Below are 22,767 nucleotides of genomic sequence, written 5' to 3' on the forward strand. Positions count from 1 at the left end.
GTTCGTGGGGCTCGGCTGGGCGTACGTGCTGGTCATCGCGCTGCTGGGGGCGTTCTTCGCGGTCGGCTACTACAACCTCACGGCGGTCGAGCTCATCGCGGCCGTGCTGATCTTCAGCTGGATCATCGTGTTCCTGCGCACCGCCGGGGCGATGGGGACCCCGGCGACGCACGCGGACGGACTCGCCGCCGCGGACGTCGAGACGGTTTGAGTACCGTCGGCCCGCGGGGCGTCAGTCGCGGAGGAGGCGCGTCGCCTGACGCGTGCGCTGCAGGGCGTCGACGGTCTCGGCGTACCGGCGCTTGGCGACGCCGATGAACAGGCAGTCCACGAGCGCGAGCTGGGCGATCCGGCTCACCATCGCCCCGGCGCGGAAGGTCGACTCGCGCACCTCGGTGAACAGCGCATGGTCGGCGACCTGGGCGAGGGGGGAGTCCTTCACGGAGGTGACGGCCACCGTCGTCGCGCCGTTCGCGGCGGCCGCTTCGAGGAACCGCACCGTCTCGATGGTCGACCCCGCATGCGAGAACCCGATCGCGACGGTCGTGCCCACGGGGAGGACGGCGGCGGCGATCGCCTCGTGGGGGTCGGAGAGGACATGGGCGTTGCGGCCGACGCGGAGCAGCTTGTGCGCGAGGTCCTCCGCGACGAACTGGCTGGCGCCGATGCCGTAGAGGAGGATCCGGTCGGCGCCGTCGATGGCCGCGACCGCCGCCGTCAACACGGCGAAATCGAGCTGGCCGACGGTCTCCTCGATCGCGAGGAGTTCCAGGGCGGCGAGCTTGGAGACGGCCTCCTCCAGGGAATCCTCGTCGGAGATCTCGGAGCCGTAGGCGCCGCGGGCGGAGAACTGGGCGGCCTCCTTGCCGAGCTCGGTGGCCAGGGCCATGCGCAGCGGGGCGTAGCCGGTGAAGCCGATCGCCCGGCAGAACCGGACGACGGACGCGACCGAGGTGCGGCACTCCGTCGCGAGCTCGCTGATCGTCTTGTCGATCACGAGGCTCGGGTTCTCCCGCACGGCGACCGCGACGCGGGCCAGGGACGGGGGCAGGGTCGCAGCGGCGGCTTCGATCGTCGACTGGATGCTCACGGTATCCTCCGGAACGGCGGAACGGGATGGTAAATTCTTTTCAGCGAGTCTACGTGTTGTGTAGTCGCTTTTCTTTCTTTCCGCCGGATCCGAGGAGTGCCGATGAGCGAGACGACCGCCACCGTCGATCTCGGCAAGTCCCGCTGCCGCCTCGTCGTGCACGGCGCGACGGCCGGGGAGCGCTCCGGGATCGGAGCGCCGGGCCTCGCCGCGGCGGGCGGAGTGGAGGCGGCGCTCACCGCGATTCTCCCGCTGCTCGACGATGTCGAGCGCATCGACACGCTCGGCGTGGGGGCGGCCGGCGCCTGGTTCGCCCCGGAGGCGGCCGCGGAACTCGCCGCCGCGCTCGCCGCACGGACCGGAGCGCGCGTGGCCGTGGCGTCGGACGTGGTCACCGCCCATGCGGGCGCCCTCGACGGCGCGGCCGGCGTGCTGCTCATCGCCGGCACCGGAGCCGTGGCGCTGGGCGTCGACCCCTCCGGTGCGCGTCTGGTCGACGGCTGGGGCCCCGAGCTGGGCGACTTCGGCAGCGGATCCTGGCTCGGCCGCGAGGCGTTGCGTGCCGTGCTCCGTGCCCACGACGGGCTGGCCGCGCCCACCGCCCTCACCGCGGCGCTCGCCGCCCCCGTCGGCCCGCCCTCGGCCGTGCAGGCCTGGCTCGCCGCCGACGGACCCCTCGCCCGCCGTCTCGCGACCCTCGCGCCCCTCGTGCTCGCCGCCGCGGCAGACGACGACGCCGTCGCCCGCGGGATCGTCGACGAGGCTGCCCGGCTCCTCGCGGCGACGACTGCTGCGGCCGCCGGGGCGACCGAGGACGTCGCGCTGCACGGTGGCCTCACCGACCACGACGGCTTCCGCGCCGCCCTGACCCGCGCTCTGGACGCGCGCGGCCACCGCGTCGTCCCCGCGCGCGGCGGCGCCATGGACGGGGCCCTGCTGCTGACCCGTCGCCTCGATCTCCCCCATGAAAGGTTCGTGCACCGTGCCGAATGACTCCCGTCTGACCACTCTCCTCGCCGAGCTCGCGGGCCTCGATACCGAGGCCTCCACCACCGAGCGCGGCGACCTCGACCTGCTGAGTACGACTGAGCTCGTCGAGCGCATGAACGCCGAGGACCGGCGTGTGCCCGAGGCCGTGGCCGGACGCACGGCGGAGATCGCGGCGGCGTTGGACGGCATCACGGAGCGGTTCCGCCGCGGCGGTCGGCTCATCTACATCGGCGCGGGCACGGCCGGACGCATCGGCGTGCTCGATGCGAGCGAGTGCCCGCCCACCTTCGGCACCGACCCGTCGATGGTCGTGGGGCTCATCGCGGGCGGGGAGACGGCCATCCGCTCGGCGGTGGAGAACGCGGAGGACGACGACGAGGCCGCGGCCGTGGCTCTGCGCGACCTGGACCTCACCGGCCTGGACACGGTGGTGGGGATCTCGGCATCCGGCCGCACGCCCTACGTCATCGGCGGGCTGCGGTACGCCCGGGGCCTCGGTGCGCTCACGGTGGCGATCGCCTCGAACGCCGGGTCGGCGATCGGCGCGGAGGCCGAGATCGCGATCGAGGTCGTCACGGGGCCGGAGTTCATCTCGGGCTCCACGCGGCTGAAGTCCGGCACGGCGCAGAAGCTCGTCGTGAACATGCTGACGACGCTCTCGATGATCAAACTCGGCAAGACGTACCGCGGGGTCATGGTCGACCTGCTGGCGACGAACGAGAAGCTGCACGCCCGCTCGATCCGCACGGTGTCGCAGCTCGCCGGCGTCGACGTCGACGCCGCGTCCGCCGCGCTGGAGGCCGCGGACGGTTCCGTTAAGCTCGCTCTGCTCCTGCTCGCGACCGGAGCGTCCGCCGAGACCGCCGCGGCGGCACTGGCGGCGTCCGACGGCATCCTCCGCGACGCGATCGCCGCCCTCACCTGAGCCGGTCGTCGCTCTCCCCGCGGTGCGGGATGCGAAAAGCTCCGGACGGGAGCCATCGGGGCACCCTTTCGCACCCGCGACGGGCCGCCCGCTAGCGTGAGGGCATGCCCCTCGTTCTCGTCACCGGCGCCGCGCGCGCGAACAGCATCGCCGCCGGCATCGTCCGGCGGCTCCGTGCCGACGGCTGGACCGTCGTCACCAGCGACCTCCACGACGCCGATCACCCCGCCGACCTCTCCACCGCGGACGGGCCGGAGCGCCTGATCGCCGAGGTCGCGGAGGCACACGGTCCGATCTCCGCGCTCGTCCTCAGCCACGCGCACGACGTCGAGTCCGGCGTGCTCGACACCACGGCGGAGAGCTTCGACCGGCACGTCGCCGTGAATGCGCGGGCGAGCCTGCTCCTCATCGCGGCCTTCGCCCGGCAGGCCGAGGACGGCGGCGCGATCGTGGCTCTCACGAGCGATCACGTCACCGGGAACCTGCCGTACGGGGCGTCCAAGGGTGCGCTCGACCGGCTGGTCATCTCCGCCGCGCGCGAGCTCGGTCCGCGCGGCATCTCCGCCAACGTCCTGAACCCCGGCCCCATCGACACCGGATGGATGGACGACGAGACGCGCGCCGGCCTCGCCGGGATGACGCCGCTCGGGCGCCTCGGCACCCCGGGCGATATCGCCGCCGTCGTCTCGTTCCTCGTCTCGGACGAGGGGCGCTGGATCTCCGGGCAGCTCCTCCAGGCCGACGGGGCCTTCTCCGCCCGCTACTGATCGCGCGGCGGAGCGAGCCCGGGCGCGCTCAGTGGCCGCAGGCGCAGGAGTCGCCGCCGCAGCAGGAGGCCGTCGCCGCCGCGCCGCCGTGCGCCTGGGAGGACTCCGGCACGTCCATGGCCGGGTTCTGGTCGAGGAAGCCGTAGGGCTTGAACCAGAATCCCGCGTAGTCCACGGGCATGATCGGCCAGTCCTCCGGGCGGGGGAAGTGCGTGAGCCCGAAGGTGTGCCACAGCACGATGTCCTCGCCGTCGATCCGGCGATCGTCGGCCGTGTACTCCGGGAGGCCGGCGCCGCCCTGGTGCGCGTTGGGATAGCGCCCGGCCGGCCAGATCTGACCGTGCTCGTATCGCGTCGCCCAGAGGTGCTTCGTGGCGAAGGCCGCGCGCGCCGCGACGGACGACGCGGGGTCGGCCATCAGTAGAGCGGTCGGCTCCGGCACGAGGTGATAGGCGGTCGGGCGGCCGACGTGGTTCGTCCGCGAGGCACTCTGCACCTCCCACACCCGGGCGACCGAGGAGTCGGCCTCGCGCCGGGCGGCGTGCTCGGTCTCCAGCACCGTCTCCGACCAGGTGAAGGCGTTGCCGAACGGGTTGTCCGGCCCCAGGGGCACCCGCTGCGCGTCCACCTCCACGAGACGGTTGTCCTGGCCGTCGATCGCCACATCGAGGCGCGCGCAGAACAGGTGCTGGTGGACCGGGGCGAAGACGCCGGGAGCGAGTTCGGTGGCGTGCTTCTGGCGGACACCCGGCTCTCCGGCGGCGGCGAACACGATGCCCGTGGCCTTGGCGACGACCTCGATCGAGCCGTCCAGGCCGAAGTTCCAGTAGAAGCCGTAGTCGTAGTTGCCGATGGTGGAGAAGTACGAGACGACGAAGCGCCGCGAGCGCCGCACGTCGGAGCGCCCGGAGAGGTCGGTGTGCTTCCAGAGGATGCCGTAGTCCTCCTCGTGCATGCAGATCACGTTGGGGATGCGGACCGGGTGGCCGTGGTCGTCGGCGACGTAGCCGTCGAGGTACCGGATCACGCCGAGGCAGTCGCAGCCGAGCTCCAGGTGGTTGGCGTTCTTGCCGAGGAGATACTCGCCCGCGTCGAAGTAGCTGATCCAGTAGCGCCCGGGGGCAGTGTCGCCGTAGGGCACGACCATCTCCGGCACGCTCGCCCGGTGCAGCACGGAGCGCCCCTGGAACGACACGTCGTGCAGCACGAGGCCTTCGCGGGCATTGAAGCCCACGCGCATCGACCAGCCCTCCCACTCGACGAGCGATCCGGAGACGGCGAAGCTCGGCCCCTCCGGCTGGGTGATCTCGATGGGCTTCAGCGTCGTCCGCGCCGCGCCCTGCACCTCCGGGTAGTAGTTGCGGTGTCCGGCCGGGACCGGCACGTCGCCCTCGTCCTCGACGCGGATCACGCTGTCCGTGGTGAGGTCGATGTGCACGATCAGCCCCTCGACGGGGTGGGCCCACGGGGAATCCTGCTCGTCGTCCCGGAGGAAGGTGAGGGATCGGATCACGCGGCGGCCGACCTCGTCGGCCCGGCCCGTGTAGCCCGGGGCCAGGGGGGAGCAGAAGGCGAGGGCCATGTGGTCCGCCAGGCCGCGGCGGCGCATGGCCGCCTGCCATTCCGGGGACGCCTTGGCGATGGCCTCGGCCCGCTCGTACTCCTCGAAGAGGTACTGCGGCTGGCCGTAGGGCGGGGCGTCGTTGGGCACCCGCTCCTGGCGCACGACCTCGCCGCGGGTGATCGAGACGATCACCTCGGTCGCGACGCCGGTGGCCGTGTCGAGCAGGGTGACGTCCACCCGGCGGTCGATGGGGGAGCCGGGGCGCCAGGCCGCGAGCTCCTCCTTCGTGGCTTCGTCGGGGAGCAGCATCGGCACGCGGGTGGTCGCCGTCAGCAGGCCGGCCGCGTCGAGCACCGCGCGGGCGGCGGCGATCTCGGCGCCGGTGAGCGGATCGAGCGGATGGGGAGCGGCGATGGGCTCGAGGGAGACGGGTTGGGGGGAGTGCGGGGACATCGTTGACCTCACTATTTTCGAGCAAGCGCTCAAGAAACGGGTTGGCACGATGATACGACGGCGGGCGCGGGCGCACAACCGTGGCGTGTGGGCGCCGTCGAGGTCAGCGTCGCCAGGGGGCGAGGATGCTGTCGAGGACCGCGAAGTGCGCCGCCGGCGTCTGCGGCTCGGTGACCTCGACGACCTGCTGACCGTAGGTGATCGAGCGCAGGAGGGCGAGGAGGTCGCCGGTGGGGGTGTCGGGGCGCAGCTCTCCGTCGGTCGCCGCCTCGTCCAGGGCCTCCCGGATGCTGTCCTGCCACGTCGCGAGGGTCGGCGCTCCGGCGTCGGGAGCCGGGGCGAGAGTGGCCAGGCGCCCCCAGAAGCCGACGACCACGTGCGCCTCGGTGCGGGTGCGCTCGTCGACGGGGAGCACCTCGCCCATCAGGGCCCGCAGGCGGGCGAGGCCACGCAGTCCGTTGGTCGCGGCGGTGATGCGCTCGTCGGTGCGGCGGGTGACCTCGGCCGCCGCGGCGCGGACGACGTCGTCGAAGCCGTCGAAGTAGTGCCACAGGGAGCCGGTCGCGACGCCGAGCTCCTTCGCGACCGCCCGCGAGGACACGCTCTCGTGCCCGTCCCTGGCGGCGACGACGAGCAGCGCGTCGGCGATCTGACGGCGACGCTCATCATGGTCGACGATGCGGGGCACGTGCTCATTGTGTCGCATCGCGACGGGGTCTCGCTTTTTTGAGCGATCGATCAATATACTTCGGCTGTGGACTTCCTGCTCCCGGCAGCATCGTGGCTGATGGCGGCGGCGGGGCTCGTGTCGGCCGGCGCGTGCCTCGCCGCGCGTCGTGCTGTGCCGTGGCAGGGGCGCCAGGCCGCGGTGGTGATGGCGGTGGGGATGCTGCTGATGGCGACGGGCGGCGCGGGAGCGCTGGGCGCGCTGCTGCTCGGTGCCCTGATGCTCGCGTCCGGCATGATCGGCACGATGGGCGTCCGCGGGGCGGCATCGGCGGCCGGCTGCTGCCACCGCGCTCTCGGGGCGCTCGTGATGGCGATTTGCGCCTTCCACGGTGCCGCCGGAGCGGGCGGTCAGGACGTGACGTCCGCGGGGCACACGGGGCACAGCGTCGGCGGTGCGCTCGGTGCGCTCATCGTGCTCGGCACCCTCGCCATCGTCGGGTGGACGCTCGCCGCGGCCCTGCGTCGGGCGGGGCATCGGGGGCGCACCGCCCGGCTGCTCGCAGTGGAATCCTGGGCGATGGCGATCGGGGTCGTCGCGATGAGCATCGTGGGCTGACCGTGCGGTGCGACGGCCGACCTCACTCCCGCGCGGCGGGGCGGACGAAGGCCCAGGCGGCGATCGCCGCGACGGCGGCGGCCAGGGTCATGGTGACCGCCATCGTGACGGCGTTCGTGCCCCCGATCCCGGCGGCGACCGGGGCGAGCACCGGGCCGAACAGGAACGACGACATGCCGAGCAGGGCGGACGCCGTCCCCGCCCTGGCGCCGTGATGCGCGAGGGCGAGCGTCTGGCCGTTCGGGCCGCCGAGGCCCGCGCACAGCATGAACCCGACGAGTGCCGCCACCACGCCCGCCACCCCCGTCCCGCTGAGGGCCAGGACGAGGAAGGTCGCGGTCGCGACGAGCGTCGCCGTGACTCCGCCGAGGTAGACGCGGAGGGGGCCGAACCGGCGCACGACAAGGCGGCTCGACTGGCTGCCGACGATGCTCGCCAGGGCGCCGGCGGCGAAGGCGAGACTGAAGCTCTGCGGGCTGAGGCCGAACTCGTCCTGCAGGACGAACGACGACATCGACAGATAGGTGAAGAACGCCACGCCCGCACCGGCGGAGGCGCACAGGACCGCGGCGAAGAGCCGGTCGCCCAGCACGGCGCCGGCGTGCGCCCGCAGCACGCGGAGGCCTCCGCCGTGGCGCGCCTCCGGTCGCAGCGTCTCCGGCAGGAGGAAGACGACCACGAGCAGTAGGACGACGCCGATCCCGGCCAGCACGCCGAAGATCCCGCGCCAGTCCATGATGCGGGCGAGCTGGCCGCCCACCACCGGCGCGATGATCGGCGCGGTGCCCGAGACGAGGAACAGCAGTGAGAGCATGCGGGAGAGCTCGACCCCCTCGAACTGGTCGCGGGCGATCGCCAGGCAGATCACGATGCCCGCCGATCCCGCCAGCCCCTGCAGGAAGCGCGCGACGAGCAGCAGCTCGATGTTCGGAGCGACGGCGCACACCGCGGAGAGCACCGCGAACGCCGCGACGCCGACCAGCAGTGGCAGGCGTCTGCCCAGCCGGTCGCTGAGAGGACCGGCCACGAGCTGCCCCAGGCCGAGGCCGATCATGCATGCCGACATCGTCACCTGCGCCAGGGCCTCGGTCGTGCCGAGCGACGCCGCGAGCTGGGGAAGCTGCGGGAGGTAGAGGTCCATCGACAGCGGACCGAAGGCTTCCAGCATGCCGAGCACGAGCACCGCCCGCAGCGTGCCCATCCGTGCGGGCTCACCGCGCGCCGGGAGACTCATCCGCCCAGGCGAAGCACGCGGCGCAGCCAGCTCTCCCGCGCGGCCACCGCGGCCCGCGAGACCTCGGCATCGGGGGAGAAACCGGAGAAGCCGTGGTAGCCGCCCGCCCAGACGTGCAGTTCGGCCTGCCCGCCCGTGGCCCAGATCCGCGACGCGTAGGCGACGGCCTCGTCGCGGAAGGTCTCCGCGGCGCCCACCTCGATGAACGCCGGAGCGAGTCCTGCCAGATCCGTGGCCCGGGCCGGTGCCGTGTACGGCGACACGCGATCGGTGAACCGGTCGGCCCCGGCGATCGCGTCCCACGCGGTGTCGTTGTTGTTCCGGTCCCAGGCGCCGAAGCCGTCGTACTGGCGGGTCGACGGGGTCTCGTTGCGGTCGTCGAGCATCGGGCAGCCGAGGAGCTGCCCGGCCAGCCGGGGCCCGCCGCGGTCGCGGGAGAGCAGCGCGACCGCCGCCGAGAGCCCGCCCCCGGCGCTCTGCCCGGAGGCGATGATGCGGGAGGTGTCGATGCCGAGCTCGTCGGCGTGGGCGACCATCCACTCCAGCGCCGCGTAGCAGTCCTCCGCCTGCGCCGGTCCGGGGTGCTCGGGGGCGAGGCGGTACTCGACCGCGACGCCGACGACGCCGTGCCGCTCCGCGAGGTCGATGAGCTCGGCGGTGCCGAAGAAGCGCGTGCCGAGCACCATGCCGCCGCCGTGGATCGACAGCACCGCCGGGGCCGGGTCCGACGGCGCCTGCGCCGGGCGCACGACGGTGATCTCGAGGTCCGGAGCCCCGACGGGGCCGGGGATGACCCGGTCCTCCCAGGTCACGGCGCGGCCCTCGGCCTGCACGGCCATCGGCGGGATGATCGTGGCGAAGTGGTCGCGGTTGGTGTGGATCGTGTCCGCGCGCAGCGGGATGACCTCCACGAGGTCGACGAAGGCGTCGAGTCCGGCGACGAGCTCCGGGTCGTAGGGCACCGGCTCCGGCGTGCTCATGCGGCGGCCCGCCAGATCCGTCGCAGCCAGGAGGCACGGGCGGCGAGGGCGGCGCGGGTGATCTCGGCCTCCGGCATGTACATGTCGAAGCCGTGGGCGCCGCCGCCCCACACGTGCAGCTCGGCCTGTCCGCCGGTCTCCCAGATCCGGAGGGCGTACGCGGTGTCCTCGTCGCGGAACATCTCCGCCTCGCCGACCTCGATGTACGCGGGCGGGAGGCCGGAGACATCCGTCGCGCGGCTCGGCGCGGCGTAGGCCGGGGCCTCGGCGCTGAACGCGAGCTCCTCGCCGAGGACGCATGACCAGGCGAGGAGGTTCATGTCGCGCTGCCAGGTGCCGATGCCGTCGTACTGCCGACTGGCGACCGTGGTGTTGGTGTTGTCGATCATGGGGCACAGCAGCAGCTGCCCGGCCATGACAGGGCCCCGCCGATCGCGCGCCAGCAGGGCGACGGCCGCGGTGAGACCGCCGCCCGCGCTGCCTCCGCCCACGACGATGCGCGCGGGGTCGATGCCGAGCTCCGCGGCGTGGGCGTGCGTCCACACGAAGGCCGCGTAGCAGTCCTCCACGCCCGCGGGGTACGGGTCCTCCGGTGCGAGGCGGTACTCGACGTTCACGGCCACGACGCCGTGCTCCGCGACGATGTCGACGACCCGCGCCGTCTCCCACGAGCGGTGGCCGACGATCATGCCGCCGCCGTGGATGTTCACGAAGCCCGGGAGCGTCGAGGTCTCGGAACCCGCGGGTCGGAAGATCGTGACCTCGATGTCCGGGGCTCCGGGCGGGCCGGGGATGACGCGGTCCTCCCACGTGATGTCCCGGCCGGCGATCACGGTGTCGTTGTCCGGGAACATCCGGTCGACGCCGTCGCGCGGCAGGGTCTCGCGGGTGAGCGCGGGCTGCGGGTTCTTCGCGATCTCGTCGAGCACGGCCTGCACGTCGGGATCGAAGGGGACGGGGATGGTCATGGTTCTCCTCGGGTGGGACGGCGTCAGGGGCCTTCGGGGTCGACGACCCCGCGGTCGGCCCAGAAGGGCTCGACGAGACGGCGCAGCTCGGCGGCGCCGATGCGGTCGACGAGGGCGGCCGCGTCGAGGTTCGCCCGCAGCTGCGCGACGCGGGAGGCGCCGAACAGGGTCGTCGTCAGGGCGGGGTGGGTGAGGGTGAAGGCGATACCGAGCTGGGCGGGGGTCACGCCGAGGTCCTCCGCGACCGCGGTGAACGCGGGGACGTCGGCGATGATCCGCTCCCGGATGTCGCCGGGGTCGCGCCCGATCTGCCGGCCGCCGTTCACCGTCCCGGCGAGGATCCCGCCCTCCAGGCAGTCCGAGGCCTGGAGCGTGAGGCCCTGCTCCCAGAGGCGCGCGAACGGCTCGCCGTCCGGGATCGACCGCCGCGAGACGCTGTACTTGAGCTGTGCGATCTGCGGGCCGGGCACGCCTTCCGCGGCGGCGAGGTCGATCAGGGCCTGGATGCTCCCCGCCGACCAGTTGTTCACGCCCCACGCGCGGATGAGCCCGGCGTCGGTGAGGGCGGCGAGGTCGAGCACGAGGTCGCGCAGGTCGAGGTCGTCGCGGCGCAGGTCGCCGAGGATCACGAGGTCGGCGTGCTCGGTGCCCACCCGCATCAGGGCGTTCTCGAGCTGCGGGCGGAAGCCGTCGGCACCGAAGGCCTCCAACCAGAGCTTCGACGACAGCAGCCACTCCTCTCGGCGCAGCCCCGCCGCGCGCACCATCGCCGAGAAGATCACGTCGGTGAAGACCGGCGGGGCGCCGGGTGCGGAGTACACGCCCACGTCGAAGAGGTTCACGCCGCGGTCGGTGGCCTCGCGGAGGAGCGCGACCGCGTCGGCGAAGTCCATGCGGTCGTAGGTGTGCCACGAGCCCAGGGAGAACAGGGAGGCATGCAGGCCGCTGCGGCCGATCTCGCGAAGGGGGAGGGGGGTGGTCATGATGCTCCTCAGAGGCTCGGGTCGATGACGGCCTTGACCTCATCGAGGTGGTGCATGTGCGCGATCTTCGCGGAGGCGTCGGCGAGCCCGACCGGGGCGCTGAACAGGTCGTCCCAGGGGAAGCGGTCGGCGAACGCCGTGAAGAAGTCGATCGCGCGGGCGTAGTCGGAGATGTCGCCGTTGAGCGACCCGACCACCGTGAGCTCCTTGCCCATGATCGTGCTGAGGGCGAAGCCGTCCCCGGCAGGGCCGGTCGAGCCGACGATCGCGACGGTGCCGCGCTGGGCGGCCATGCCGACGGCGTCCGGTCCGACGCTCGGGGCGCCCGCGAAGTCGAACACGTGGTCCGCCCCCTGGCCTCCGGTCAGCGCTAGGACCTGGTCGACGACGGGACCGTCGCGGAAGTCGACGACGGCGTCGGCGCCGAAGCGGGCGGCGAGTTCCAGGCGGGCCGCGGGAGCGCCGACGGTGATGACCTGCCCGGCACCCGCGATGGTCGCGACTGCCGTGGCGAAGATGCCGAGGGCGCCCGAGCCCTGCACCACCACGCGGGAGCCGGGGCGGATACGACCGGCCCGCTCGAACGCGCGGAGGACGGTCTTCGCGGCGCAGCCCGCCATCGAGGCCCAGGTGTCCTTGACCGCGGCCGGGAGCAGGAGCTTGGCGGCACCCGGGGTGACGTACGCGTACTCGGAGAGCCCGGCCGTCGCGAACGGCGGCACGTCCGCGCGCTGGAGGAAGCCGTAGCCGCGGCGGGAGCAGGCGACCGGTTCCCGGAGCACGACGCAGCCGTGGCACTCGCCGCAGGTGGACTCCGACCAGCCGATCCGGTCGCCGGCGGAGAGCGGGCGGCCGAGCGCGTCGCGGGTGTCGGGTCCGGTGGCCACGATCTCGCCGACCATCTCGTGGCCGAGGACCAGGGGCAGCATGCCGGGGAACGACATCCTCCCCTCCCAGATCTCGATGTCCGTGCCGCACAGCGTGGTGCAGGCGATGCGGACGAGGGCGGCGCCGGGTTCGATCTCGGCGGGCAGCGGGAGGTCCTGCAGGGTGAGCGGCTCGCCGTGCGCGGTGAGCACCGCGGCGCGGGTGGTGGTGGGGAGGGTCATGGTTCTCCAGTCGCGGGGCGGGTAGCGGGATCGAAAACGGTCCTCCGCGGTGCCCGGGAGGGGCGGAATCGATCCCGCACGGAGGGGGACGCGGTCAGACGAGGAGCTGGCCGCCATCGACGGGGACCGAGACCCCGGTGATGTGGCTGGCAGCACTGCTCGCGAGGAACAGCACGAGCGGGGTGACCTGGTCGACCTCGGCGATGGTGCCGAGCGGGATGCGCGACTCCCACGCGGCGCGGGCATCCGGGTTCGAGGCGAAGTCGGCGGTCAGGGGCGTGAGCACGGGGCCGGGGGCGACAGCGTTGACCCGCACCCCGGAGCCGGCGAGCTCGATGGCCGCGGTCCGGGTGAGCGCGTCGACCGCGGCCTTCGTGGCCTCGTAGTGCCCGAGGCCGGGGGTGGGCTGCCGGGCGCCGATCGAGGAGATGTTGACGATGGCCCCGTGGCCGGCCGTGGCGAGCAGCCCGCCGAAGACCCGCAGCATGAGGAACGTGCCGCGGACGTTGACGCGCAGAGCCGCATCGACCGCGTCGACCGCGACCTCCTGGAGTGTTCCGCCGCCGGCGACGACGCCGGCGTTGTTGACGAGGACGTCGAGTCCGCCGGCCGCGTGGATCCGTTCGGCCGCCGCCTGCACCGACGCTTCGTCGCCGATGTCGAGGGGGAGGGCGGTGGCTCCGATCTCGGTGGCGACGGCCCGGGCGGCATCGAGATCCACGTCGCCGAGGAAGACATCATCCCCGGCGGCGCGGAAGGCGGTGGCGATGCCGCGGCCGAGCCCGGAGGCTCCTCCGGTGACGAGGATACGGCGCGGGGAAGCGGTCATGGTCGTCCTCACTGACGGTGTTGCGATGGGATTCCTCCGTTATATTCTACAACCATAGAAAAACACAACCCCGTGCTGGAGACGGCGAAGGAGCCCTCATGTCCGATGTGATCTATCCCCGCAAGCCGCTGTCCCCGGGAGGCGCGACGGTGCCGCCGCTCGCCCTCGGATCGTGGAACACCTGGGATCGCATGGAGTTCGACGACGCCGTGCAGCTCATCCACCGGGCGGTCGAGCTCGACGCCGGATTCTTCGACATCGCGTACTACAACATGGGACCGCACGCCGAGAACTCCCGGACCGACATCCTCTTCGGAGAGGCCTTCCGGGCGAGCGGGGTGGACCGTTCCGACGTCGTGCTGTGCGGCAAGCTCTGGCTCTGGGACTGGCCGAACCAGGGCTTCCGCGGGCAGATCGAGGAGTCGCTGGAGCGGGCCGGCCTCGACCGTTTCGACACCCTCGTGGTGGGGGACTACCTCGACGCCCCGGACATGCCGCGACTCGTCGCCGACGTGAACGCTCTCCTCGCAGACGGCCTGGTCGACTCGTGGGGGATCAACAACTGGCGGATCGCGGACACCGGGGCGGCGCTCGCCGAGGCGGATGCGCAGGGGCTGATCGGCCCCTCGTTCGCGCAGCTCAAGTACGGCATCGCCCGACGGGCCATGGCGGAGGGTGACGCGTACGGCCCGCTGTTCGCCGACGGAACCCTCGCGCTGCAGGCCTCGGACGTGTTCGAGGGCGGGATCCTCGCCACCGGACGGATGCCCCAGCGCAAGATCGGTGCCGACGTCGGAGGTATCCGCGAGCGGATCCTCGCCGTGTACCCCGAGGTCGCACGGGTCGCGGGGGAGTTCGGGGTGACCCCGGCCGCCCTCGGCATCGCCTTCTGTCTGGCGAACCCCGCGACGGCCACCGTGCTCTTCGGTGCCTCCCGCGTCGCGCAGCTCGAGGAGAACCACGCCGCCCTCGCCCTCGCCCGCGACCACGGAGCCGAGGTACGCGCCGCCCTCGCCGACTGCCGCGTCGACCATGCCGTCCGCCCCGACGGCACCTGGTGACCCCCGTATCTCCCCCGGCTTCTCCCCTCCGGCGTGCGGGATCACTTCCGCACCTCCCGCGCGTCCCGCAGGCACGTTCCTGATCCCGCTTCGCTCGCCCCCGCGTCCCACTCCGCTCGCGGGATCAGTTCCGCACCTCGCAGGCACCCCACGGGCCCGTTTCTGATCCCGCACGGCGTGACGTTCCCCGCGCCGATTCGAAAACGCGCCACGCAGGGAGGGCGTGCGGCCGAATCTGATCCCGCTTCTGGTGGTGACTGTTTGTCCATCACCGGGCCCGCCGCTCGTGCGGGACCGGACCGCTCTCCGGAGCCCGGATCAGAAGGGCTCCTCGCCTCCGTGCTGGATCGGAAGTGCCCCGCGCACGCGCCGGATCAGAAATGCTCCTGGGGCCCGGGTGGGCGGTGCGTTCTTGATCCCGGGAAGGGGCACGGTGGCCCGCGGGGGTGCCCGCGTGGCCCGTTCGCGCCGTCGCTCACCCCGGTGCGGGATGAAAGGGGTGCCGAAAAGGCATCACCGAGGGGCGTTTCTGATCCGGCTGGAGGGGTGGGCGCGGTGGCGGGATCAGAAATGGGCCGCGCGGGGAGGGTGGGGGTGCGGTATTGATCCCGGTACCGGCACCGGCACCCGCGGGGGTGTGCGCGGGGGAGCAAGGTGCGTGCGCGCTGAGGCATCGGTCCGCGCGGCCGGGGGCGGAAACACGCTTGCGCTCTTTTTCCACGCATGTAGACTAACCAGCACGACACATCGAAGTGGCGTCGGTCCCGGTCTCCGGTCAGCGGCTCTTCGAACCTTCTTCACCACCCCCTGCACCCGAGAGAAGGAACCATGAAACGAATGCCCCTCGCGGTCGCCGCCGCCGTCGCCGCGACCCTCGCGCTCGCCGGCTGCAGCGGCGGCGGAACGCCCTCGCCGTCCGACGGCGGTGGCGCCGAAGGCCCCGACGCCCTCAACATCGGCAACTTCCTCGATGTCACGTCCTGGGATCCGTCCCTCGCCGACATCGGCTTCGACGGCCCCTACCTGTCCGCGGTGTACGACGCCCTGATCGCCCTCGACGCCGACGGCACCCCGATCCCGTCGCTCGCGACGAAGTGGACCGTGGCCGACGACGACCTCAGCATCGACCTCGACATCCGCACCGACGCCGTGTTCAGCGACGGCACCCCGGTCGATGCCGACGCCGTCGTCGCGAGCCTCGAGTACCTCAAGGCCGGCGCCCGGTCCGGTGAGGCCTACGTCAACGCGAAGGGCTTCGAGAAGGTCGACGACGACACCGTCCGCATCGCCCTCACGCAGCGCGACGACACGATCCTCTACCTGATGGGCCTCGGCCGCAGCTACGTCATGCCCCCGGCCTCCATCGAGGCGGGCACGCTCGGCAGCGACCCGGTCGGCTCCGGCCCCTACGTGCTCGACAGCGACACCAGCGTCGCGGGCGCCGAGTACCACTTCACCAAGACCGAGGACCACTGGGACGCGAAGACGTACCCGTTCGCCGAACTCGCGATCTACCCGATCACCGACGCGACCGCCCGTCACAACGCGATGCTCAGCGGCCAGATCAACGTGCAGTATGGCGACGTGGCCAACCTCGACCAGGCCGAGCAGCAGGGCTGGAACACCGCCCAGCGGGTCTCCGGGTGGGCCGGCCTCGTCATCACCGACCACACCGGCGCGAAGAGCGAGCCCCTCGGCACGCTCGAGGTCCGTCAGGCGCTGAACTACGCGTTCGACGGTGCGGCCGTCCTCGCGGCGGTCGGCAGTGGTGCGGGGGTGGCCACCAACCAGGTGTTCCCGGACGGCGGCGACATCAACGACCCCGACCTCAACGACGCCTACGCGTTCAACATGGACAAGGCGAAGGAGCTCCTGGCCGACGCCGGCTACCCGGACGGTTTCGACATCTCGATGCCGATGTCCCCGATCTTCGAGATGTGGAAGCCGTCGGCCGAGCAGGCCCTCAACGAGCTCGGCATCACCGTCACCTGGGACAACATGCAGATGCCGGACTACCAGCTCAACGCACCCAACTACCCGATGTTCATCTCCTTCCTCGCGATGGACGGCAACGACGTGGCCACCGTCTCCCGGCAGCTGACGAGCGTGCAGTGGTTCAACCCGGAGCCCGACTACGCGAAGAACGAGGTCATCGCCCCGCTCGTCGAGAAGGTGCAGACGGAGCGCGGCGACGCGCAGACCGCCGCCATCAAGGAGCTCAACCAGGCCCTCGTCGACCAGGCCTGGTGGTCGGTCTGGTACCAGGCGAACAACATCTACTACACGGCGCCCGGCATCCAGCTGCAGCCCGTCGTGGGGATGATGTTCCCGACGCTGCGGTACATCACGCAGGGCTGAACGCCCGCCGGGGCGGTCGCCACGCGGCCGCCCCGGCACCCCTTCCCCTCCTCCTCACCCTCGAGAGGCCCCCATGCTCCTCTTCACGGCGAAGCGGGTGCTGTCCGGCATCCTCCTGCTCGTCGCGGTCTCGATCGGCACGTTCTTCCTCGCCCACCTCGCGATCAGCGATCCGACCGCCTCGCTCCTCGGGACCACGGCGAGTCCTGCGCAGCAGGAGGCGCTGGCGGCGAAGATCGGTCTCGACCGTCCCCTGATCGTGCAGTTCTGGGACTGGTTCTCCCACGCCGTGCTGCTCGACTTCGGCGTCTCGTGGCGCAACTTCCAGCCGGTCGGCGCGCAGCTCGCGGTCAAGGTCCCCGTCACGCTCTCCGTCGTGACCCTCGCGACCCTCATCACCGCGGTCATCGGCGTCGCGTTCGGCATGATCACCGGACTCCGCCCCGGCACCTGGTTCGACCGGATCATCAAGGGGATCTCCGTCGTCCTCTTCGCGCTCCCCGGGTTCTGGGTGAGCCTGGTCCTGGTGATGTGGCTGGCCGTGCAGCTCAAATGGTTCCCCGCCGTCGGCTACGTCCCGCCGACCCAGTCCGTCGAAGGATGGCTGCGCTCGATCACGCTGCCGGCGATCTCCCTCGCCCTGGGCGGCATCGTCGCCGTGTCGGAGCAGCTGCGCAATGCCGTGATCGCCCAGAGCCGCCAGGACTGGGTGCGCACGCTCCGCAGCCGCGGCCTGTCCGCCGCCCGGGTGAACCTGCACATCCTCCGCAACGCCTCGCCCGCCGCGCTCACGGTGATCGCCCTGATGTTCGTGGGCCTGCTCTCCGGCGCCATCGTGGTGGAGCAGATCTTCAGCCTCCCCGGTCTGGGGCAGCTCACGAACCAGTCGTCGCAGAACGGCGACATCCCCATGCTGCTCGGGATCACGGTGGTCTCCATCGTCTTCGTCGTCCTCATCAACCTCCTGCTCGACCTCGTGCTCGGCTGGATCAACCCGAAGGTGCGCGTCGCATGACCACGACAGACATCCGCGTCGCCTTCGACCGGGCCGCCCAGAAGCGCCGGTCGAGCCTGTTCCGACGCTTCCTCCGTCATCCCGGCGGCTCCATCCCGCTCGCGATCTTCGTGCTCATCGTGCTCGTCGGGGTGTTCGCGCCGCTGCTGGCGCCGATGGACCCGAACCTCGTCGACCTCGCAGCCGCGAAGGCCCCGCCCTCGCCGGAGCACCTCCTCGGCGGCGACTCCACCGGCCGCGACATCCTCAGCCGCCTCATCTACGGAACGAGGACGACGCTGTGGGGTGCGCTCATCACGATCGTCACGGCGCTCGTCATCGGCGTCCCGTCGGGTGTCGCGGCTGGGTACTTCGGCGGCGTCTTCGACCGGGTCGCGACCTGGATCAGCGACGCCCTCCAGTCGATCCCCGGGATGATCATCCTGCTCGTGGTCGCCGCCGGCAGCCGCAACAACTTCGAGCTGCTGATGGTCACCGTCGGCGTCTTCATGGTGCCGGGCTACTTCCGCATCGCGCGGTCGCAGACGCTCGCCGTCCGCGGCGAGGCGTACATCGACGCCGCCCGCGTGTCGGGGCTGTCGGACGGGCGCATCATCTTCCGCCACGTCATCACGGCCGTCTACCCGCCGGTCATCATCCAGACCGCTCTCACGGCGGGCATCGCGATGGGCATGCAGGCGGGGCTCCAGTTCCTCGGCATCGGCGATTCGAACGTGCCGAGCTGGGGAGCGATGATGCTCGAGGGCTTCCGGCTCATGCTGACCTACCCCCTCATGCTGCTGTGGCCCTCCGCGGCGCTCGGTCTCACGATCGCCGTCCTCGCGATCATGGGCTCCACGCTCGCCGAGCTCGTGCAGGTGCGCACGCCGCGCGCGGCCCGACGGCGGCGGCGCGGAGTGCTCGAGACCGCGGACGAGGTCGCCGCGGCTCCCGCCACGGGCAGCGTCCGCCACGAGGCTCCGGCATCGGCCCTCCGCGTCGAGAACCTGCACGTCGTCCACGCGACGCCGATGGGGGAGACCGAGGTCGTGCACGGCGTGACCCTCGACGTCGCCCCAGGGGAGGTCGTCGGGATCGTCGGCGAGTCCGGGTCGGGCAAGTCGCAGACCGTGTTCTCGGTGCTCGACCTGCTCCCCGCGACCGGCCGGGCGACCGCCGACGCGATCTGGGTCGGTGGCGCGGAGGTCACCCACGCGACGCCGAAGGAGCGCCAGGCCCTGCTCGGACGCACCATCGGCTATGTGCCGCAGGAGCCGATGAGCAACCTCGACCCCTCGTACACGATCGGGCATCAGCTCATCGAGCCGCTGCGCCGGACGCACGGGCTCGCGAAGGCCGCCGCCCGGCAGCGCGCGCGGGAGGTGCTCCTGCGGGTGGGGCTGTCCGACCCCGACCGCGTGATGCGCAGCTACCCGCATCAGGTGTCCGGCGGCATGGCCCAGCGCGTGCTCATCGCCGGTGCGATCGCCGGTCGGCCGTCGCTCCTCGTCGCCGACGAGCCCACCACCGCCCTCGACGTCACCGTGCAGGCCGAGGTCCTCGAACTGCTGCGGGAGCTGCAGGCCGAGTACGGCATGGCGCTGCTCATCGTGACGCACAACTTCGGCGTCGTCGCCGACATCTGCGACCGCGTGATCGTCATGCGCGGCGGCGACATCGTGGAGTCGGGGCCCGTGGACGAGCTCTTCGCCGCGCCCACCCAGGAGTACACGCGCGAGCTCATCGCCGCGTCGCTCGACGAAGCCGAGGGCCGCGCCGCGCTCGACGGCCGGCGGACGGAGATCCCCGCATGAACACCGCTCCGGTGAACCCCCTGCTGCAGGTGGACGACCTCGTGGTCGAGTACGGCCGGGGTCGGCACGCCTTCCGCGCGCTGCACGGCGTCTCCCTCGACATCGCCCCCGGTGAGTGCCTGGGCCTGGTCGGCGAGTCCGGATCCGGGAAGTCGACGCTCGGCAAGGCCATCCTCGGCCTCGCCCCGGTGACGGCGGGGCGCATCCGCTTCGACGGCCAGGACATCGGCCGGCTCGGCGGCCGGGCCCGGCGGGCGCTCGCCGACGACGTGCAGGTCGTGTTCCAGGACCCGTACGGCTCCCTCAACCCGGCACTGACCATCGGCGACATCCTCGCCGAGCCGCTGCTGACGACGGGCATCGGGGCGAAGGCCGCCGAGAAGCGCGTGCGCGACATGCTCGACCGGGTGCGGCTGCCCTCCGCGAGCATGGACCGGTACCCGAGCGAGTTCTCCGGCGGGCAGCGGCAGCGCATCGCGATCGCCCGCGCCCTCGTCCGCGGTCCGCGGCTGATCGTGTGCGACGAGCCGGTCAGCGCGCTCGACCTCACCACGCAGGCCACCATCCTCGACCTCTTCATCGAACTGCAGCGCGACACCGGCGTGGCCTACCTGTTCGTCTCGCACGACCTCGGCGTCGTCCGGCGGGTCTGCCACCGGGTCGCCGTGATGTACCGGGGGGAGATCGTCGAGATCGGAGACGGGGAGCAGGTCACGCGCGCGCCGCGTCACCCGTACGCCGAGCGCCTGCGGCTGGCCTCGCCCGTCGCGGACCCGGTGGCTCAGCGGGTACGCCGGGCGCAGTGGCTCGCTCTGCGGGAGGTGCCCGGTGCGGCGGTACGGTAGCTCCAGGCCGGAACACGCCACACCCCGGACTCGGCCGGAAGGACGCCATGCCGAAGATCATCGACCACGACCAGCGGCGACGGGACATCGTCGAGGTGGCCAAGAGCATCATCCTGAAGGGTGGGTTCGAGGCGGCGACCATGCGCAGCATCGCCGCGGAGGCGGGCTTCGCGAACGGTGCGCTGAAGCACTACTTCCCCGGGAAGGAGAGCATCGTCGCGGCGACGTTCGAGACCATCCTGCAGCAGATGTCCGAGGGCGTGGAGGCTGCGGGGCAGGAACCGGTGGCGGCGGACGACGCGCTGCGCGGCTTCCTGCAGGCCACCGTGCCGCGCGACCCGGAGCAGATCGCCGCGGGCCGGGTGCTCCTGGCGCTCTGGGAGTACGCGATGGCGAACGAGTCGCTGGCCGAGCTCTACCGCGGACACCTGGGCTCGTGGCGAGCCTCGCTCATCGCGCGCATGGAGGCGGCCCGCGACGAGGGCTCGATCCGCGACCAGGACTACGGCCCGCTGGCGGACGAGTACATCTCCGCGGCGGTCGGCGCGACGGTCATCAACCTCATGTACCCGGACGGCGACCGCATCGCCGACTACGAGAACTACATCGACCGGTTCCTCGCGCGGCTGCGCTGAGGGCGAGGGGCCGGTCCCGAGAGGACGGCCCGTCATGACCCTTCCCCCCGAACGACCCGTGGTGTTCCTGCACGGCCTCGCCTCGCGCGGCACCCAGGACTGGCCGGACAGCGAGTGGACGGCGGTGCTCGGCGACCGGCCGCGCCGGGTCCTCGATCTGCCGGCGCACGGCGACGCCCCCGGGCTCGGAGTCGTGCCGACCTCCGCGGTGCTCGACGCGCTCGCCGAAGCGATCGGCCCGGACGAGGTCGACCTCGTCGGCTACTCGCTCGGTGCCCGGCTCGCGTGGGATCTCGCCCGGCGCCCGGGTGTCGCGGTGCGGCGTCTCGTGCTCGGCGGCCTCAGCGCGGGGGAGCCCTTCGCGCTCGTCGACCTCTCCGCCGCGCGGGCTGCGCTCGCCGGCGGACCGGCTCCCGTCGATCCGCTGACCGGGATGATCGTGCACATGGTGAGCCTGCCCGGCAACCGACCGTGCGATCTGCTCGACCTCATCGAGGGGCTCGCGACCGAGCCTTTCGCGCCCGAGGCCGGAGCGCCGGCGGTGCCGGTGCTGCTCCTGGGCGGCGAGGACGACCCGATGGCCGCGGGCATCGACGAGCTCGCCGCGCGGCTGCCGGACGTCCGCGTGCGCCGCGTCCCCGGCGATCACCTCGTGGCGCTGCACACCCCCGCGTTCCGCGACGCCGTGCGCGAGTTCCTCGCGGACTGACCCGCCGATACGCGCCTGGCGTCCTCCCGTCCTTTATTTCCCACGTTCGTAGACATACCGAAAGGCATTCGCCATGACCGACACCCCCACCCCAGACGCCGCCCGCATCCTCGACATCGCCACCGGCTACATGGCCGCGAAGCAGCTCTTCCAGGCCAGCCGCATCGGGCTGTTCGCCGCCGTCGCCGCGGGCGCGGACACCGCCACGGCGATCGCCGAGCGCTGCGGGGTGAGCGAGCGGATCGCCCGGCTGCTCGCCGACGCCCTCGCCGCGAAGGGTCTCCTCGTCCGGGCGGAGGGGCGCTACGCCCTGGCGTCCGACGCCTCGGCCTACCTCACGGGGGAGGACGCGGTGATCGACCTCGCTCCGTTCCTCACGTTCCTCGACGAGATCAGCTACCCGCACTGGCTGCAGTTCGCGCACACGGTCGACACGACCGAGCCCGGCGACCTGCAGATGGACGACGCGCGGTGGGGCACGTTCATGGCCGGCGTCATGACGTACAACCGCCTGCACGCGCAGGAGTTCGGCCGGCTCGTCGACCTCGCCGGCGCGACGAAGGCCCTCGACTTCGGCGGTCTGTCCGCCGAGTTCGCCCTCGCCGTCATGGCGCGCAACCCCGAGCTGCACACCACGTTCGTCTACGCCCCGGGGTTCGAGGACGGCGTGGCCGCGGCGGTCGCGGCCGCAGGCGTCGCCGACCGGGCTGCCGTCGAGGTGGGGGACACGGCGACCGCGGCCCCCGAGGGTGCCTATGACGCGGTGTTCGCCAACCACGTCATCCACCGCTTCTCTGCGGAGGAGAACGCGCAGATCTTCCGTCGGCTCCGTGCCGCAGCGGTCGACGGCGCGACGCTGACGGTGCTCGACTTCTTCCTCGACGACGACGACGAGCAGCGTGCGCTGGACGCCCTGCACGCGGGGGAGTATCTCGTGATCGACGGCACCGTCGTGTACCCCGAGTCGCAGGTCCGCGGCTGGCTGACGGACGCGGGATGGGCGGTGCGCGACACCGTCGCCCTGCCGGGGAGCCCGCGCGTGCTCCTGGCCACCGCGGTCTGACGACCGCGGTTCGAGACTGGTCCGAGGGGGATCAGAGGCGGGGGGCGTGCGTGAAAAAACCCCCCGCCCGTTTTCTGGGGGGGGGGGGGGGCCGGGCGCGGGGGGGGGGGG

Annotated in this window: 21 protein-coding genes and 1 pseudogene; 13 read left to right on the plus strand and 9 right to left on the minus strand. The window is 72.3% G+C overall.

What is annotated here, in order from left to right:
• Window positions 1-211: pseudogene (locus B2W79_RS09305) on the plus strand (hypothetical protein); the annotation flags it as partial.
• Between the two features lie 21 nt (window positions 212-232).
• Here the strand turns inward: B2W79_RS09305 and B2W79_RS09310 are convergent.
• Window positions 233-1,090, minus strand: a complete 858-nt coding sequence (locus tag B2W79_RS09310; protein ID WP_071327377.1) for a MurR/RpiR family transcriptional regulator — start codon at window positions 1,088-1,090, stop codon at window positions 233-235.
• Between the two features lie 102 nt (window positions 1,091-1,192).
• On the opposite strand from B2W79_RS09310, the gene B2W79_RS09315 reads away from it, so the two are divergent.
• The 3 genes from B2W79_RS09315 (at window position 1,193) to B2W79_RS09325 (ending at window position 3,772) form a co-directional block, all read left to right on the plus strand.
• A complete protein-coding gene (locus B2W79_RS09315; RefSeq protein WP_292788835.1) occupies window positions 1,193-2,083 on the plus strand; it encodes a BadF/BadG/BcrA/BcrD ATPase family protein in 891 nt (296 codons plus the stop codon).
• Window positions 2,073-3,005, plus strand: coding sequence for an N-acetylmuramic acid 6-phosphate etherase (gene murQ / locus B2W79_RS09320; RefSeq protein ID WP_292788838.1), 933 nt, complete (start codon window positions 2,073-2,075; stop codon window positions 3,003-3,005). Before B2W79_RS09315 ends, murQ begins: the two co-directional genes overlap by 11 nt.
• 104 nt (window positions 3,006-3,109) lie before the next feature.
• A complete protein-coding gene (locus B2W79_RS09325) occupies window positions 3,110-3,772 on the plus strand; it encodes an SDR family oxidoreductase (protein ID WP_071328098.1) in 663 nt (220 codons plus the stop codon).
• Window positions 3,773-3,800: 28 nt separating this feature from the next.
• On the opposite strand, the gene B2W79_RS09330 is transcribed toward B2W79_RS09325, so the two are convergent.
• Both B2W79_RS09330 and B2W79_RS09335 read right to left on the minus strand, forming a co-directional pair.
• Window positions 3,801-5,789 (minus strand): primary-amine oxidase, encoded by a 1,989-nt coding sequence (locus B2W79_RS09330; protein ID WP_292788841.1) that lies wholly within the window; start codon window positions 5,787-5,789, stop codon window positions 3,801-3,803.
• A gap of 103 nt (window positions 5,790-5,892) precedes the next feature.
• A complete protein-coding gene (locus tag B2W79_RS09335; RefSeq protein WP_071328100.1) occupies window positions 5,893-6,477 on the minus strand; it encodes a TetR/AcrR family transcriptional regulator in 585 nt (194 codons plus the stop codon).
• A 66-nt stretch (window positions 6,478-6,543) separates the two neighbouring features.
• On the opposite strand from B2W79_RS09335, the gene B2W79_RS09340 reads away from it, so the two are divergent.
• The gene (locus B2W79_RS09340; RefSeq protein ID WP_292788849.1) at window positions 6,544-7,074 is read left to right on the plus strand and encodes a hypothetical protein; all 531 of its coding nucleotides are present in this window, start codon (window positions 6,544-6,546) and stop codon (window positions 7,072-7,074) included.
• A 22-nt stretch (window positions 7,075-7,096) separates the two neighbouring features.
• Here B2W79_RS09340 and B2W79_RS09345 read toward each other — a convergent pair whose 3' ends face one another.
• The 6 genes from B2W79_RS09345 to B2W79_RS09370 form a co-directional block, all read right to left on the minus strand.
• Complete coding sequence (locus B2W79_RS09345; RefSeq protein WP_256209384.1) at window positions 7,097-8,308, minus strand: multidrug effflux MFS transporter; 1,212 nt, start codon at window positions 8,306-8,308, stop codon at window positions 7,097-7,099.
• On the minus strand, window positions 8,305-9,288 hold the full coding sequence (locus B2W79_RS09350) for an alpha/beta hydrolase (protein WP_071328103.1): 984 nt from the start codon (window positions 9,286-9,288) through the stop codon (window positions 8,305-8,307). The genes B2W79_RS09345 and B2W79_RS09350 overlap by 4 nt, the downstream gene beginning before the upstream one ends.
• Window positions 9,285-10,256: an alpha/beta hydrolase gene (locus tag B2W79_RS09355; protein ID WP_292788856.1), complete on the minus strand. Its 972-nt coding sequence runs from the start codon at window positions 10,254-10,256 to the stop codon at window positions 9,285-9,287. Before B2W79_RS09355 ends, B2W79_RS09350 begins: the two co-directional genes overlap by 4 nt.
• 23 nt (window positions 10,257-10,279) lie before the next feature.
• Window positions 10,280-11,239, minus strand: a complete 960-nt coding sequence (locus tag B2W79_RS09360) for an aldo/keto reductase (protein WP_292788859.1) — start codon at window positions 11,237-11,239, stop codon at window positions 10,280-10,282.
• Window positions 11,240-11,247: 8 nt separating this feature from the next.
• Window positions 11,248-12,348 (minus strand): zinc-binding dehydrogenase, encoded by a 1,101-nt coding sequence (locus tag B2W79_RS09365; protein ID WP_292788862.1) that lies wholly within the window; start codon window positions 12,346-12,348, stop codon window positions 11,248-11,250.
• A gap of 94 nt (window positions 12,349-12,442) precedes the next feature.
• Window positions 12,443-13,177 (minus strand): SDR family NAD(P)-dependent oxidoreductase, encoded by a 735-nt coding sequence (locus B2W79_RS09370; protein WP_071328107.1) that lies wholly within the window; start codon window positions 13,175-13,177, stop codon window positions 12,443-12,445.
• A gap of 98 nt (window positions 13,178-13,275) precedes the next feature.
• On the opposite strand from B2W79_RS09370, the gene B2W79_RS09375 reads away from it, so the two are divergent.
• The 8 genes from B2W79_RS09375 to B2W79_RS09410 all read left to right on the plus strand — a co-directional run bounded on the left by B2W79_RS09375 (window position 13,276) and on the right by B2W79_RS09410 (window position 22,656).
• Complete coding sequence (locus B2W79_RS09375; protein WP_292788865.1) at window positions 13,276-14,238, plus strand: aldo/keto reductase; 963 nt, start codon at window positions 13,276-13,278, stop codon at window positions 14,236-14,238.
• Between the two features lie 828 nt (window positions 14,239-15,066).
• Window positions 15,067-16,596 carry an ABC transporter substrate-binding protein gene (locus B2W79_RS09380; protein WP_292788868.1) on the plus strand — a complete coding sequence of 510 codons (1,530 nt, stop codon included), beginning with the start codon at window positions 15,067-15,069 and terminating at the stop codon, window positions 16,594-16,596.
• A 73-nt stretch (window positions 16,597-16,669) separates the two neighbouring features.
• Window positions 16,670-17,611 carry an ABC transporter permease gene (locus B2W79_RS09385; protein WP_247642057.1) on the plus strand — a complete coding sequence of 314 codons (942 nt, stop codon included), beginning with the start codon at window positions 16,670-16,672 and terminating at the stop codon, window positions 17,609-17,611.
• The gene (locus tag B2W79_RS09390; protein WP_292788874.1) at window positions 17,608-19,404 is read left to right on the plus strand and encodes a dipeptide/oligopeptide/nickel ABC transporter permease/ATP-binding protein; all 1,797 of its coding nucleotides are present in this window, start codon (window positions 17,608-17,610) and stop codon (window positions 19,402-19,404) included. Before B2W79_RS09385 ends, B2W79_RS09390 begins: the two co-directional genes overlap by 4 nt.
• The gene (locus B2W79_RS09395; RefSeq protein WP_292788877.1) at window positions 19,401-20,249 is read left to right on the plus strand and encodes an ATP-binding cassette domain-containing protein; all 849 of its coding nucleotides are present in this window, start codon (window positions 19,401-19,403) and stop codon (window positions 20,247-20,249) included. Before B2W79_RS09390 ends, B2W79_RS09395 begins: the two co-directional genes overlap by 4 nt.
• A gap of 47 nt (window positions 20,250-20,296) precedes the next feature.
• Complete coding sequence (locus B2W79_RS09400) at window positions 20,297-20,884, plus strand: TetR/AcrR family transcriptional regulator (RefSeq protein ID WP_025103887.1); 588 nt, start codon at window positions 20,297-20,299, stop codon at window positions 20,882-20,884.
• 34 nt (window positions 20,885-20,918) lie between these two features.
• Window positions 20,919-21,593 (plus strand): alpha/beta fold hydrolase, encoded by a 675-nt coding sequence (locus B2W79_RS09405; RefSeq protein WP_292788882.1) that lies wholly within the window; start codon window positions 20,919-20,921, stop codon window positions 21,591-21,593.
• 73 nt (window positions 21,594-21,666) lie between these two features.
• Complete coding sequence (locus B2W79_RS09410) at window positions 21,667-22,656, plus strand: methyltransferase family protein (RefSeq protein ID WP_292788885.1); 990 nt, start codon at window positions 21,667-21,669, stop codon at window positions 22,654-22,656.
• Window positions 22,657-22,767 lie beyond the last annotated feature (111 nt).

This window comes from Microbacterium sp. UBA7513 (assembly GCF_002478345.1).
In the GTDB taxonomy this organism is placed as follows: domain Bacteria; phylum Actinomycetota; class Actinomycetes; order Actinomycetales; family Microbacteriaceae; genus Microbacterium.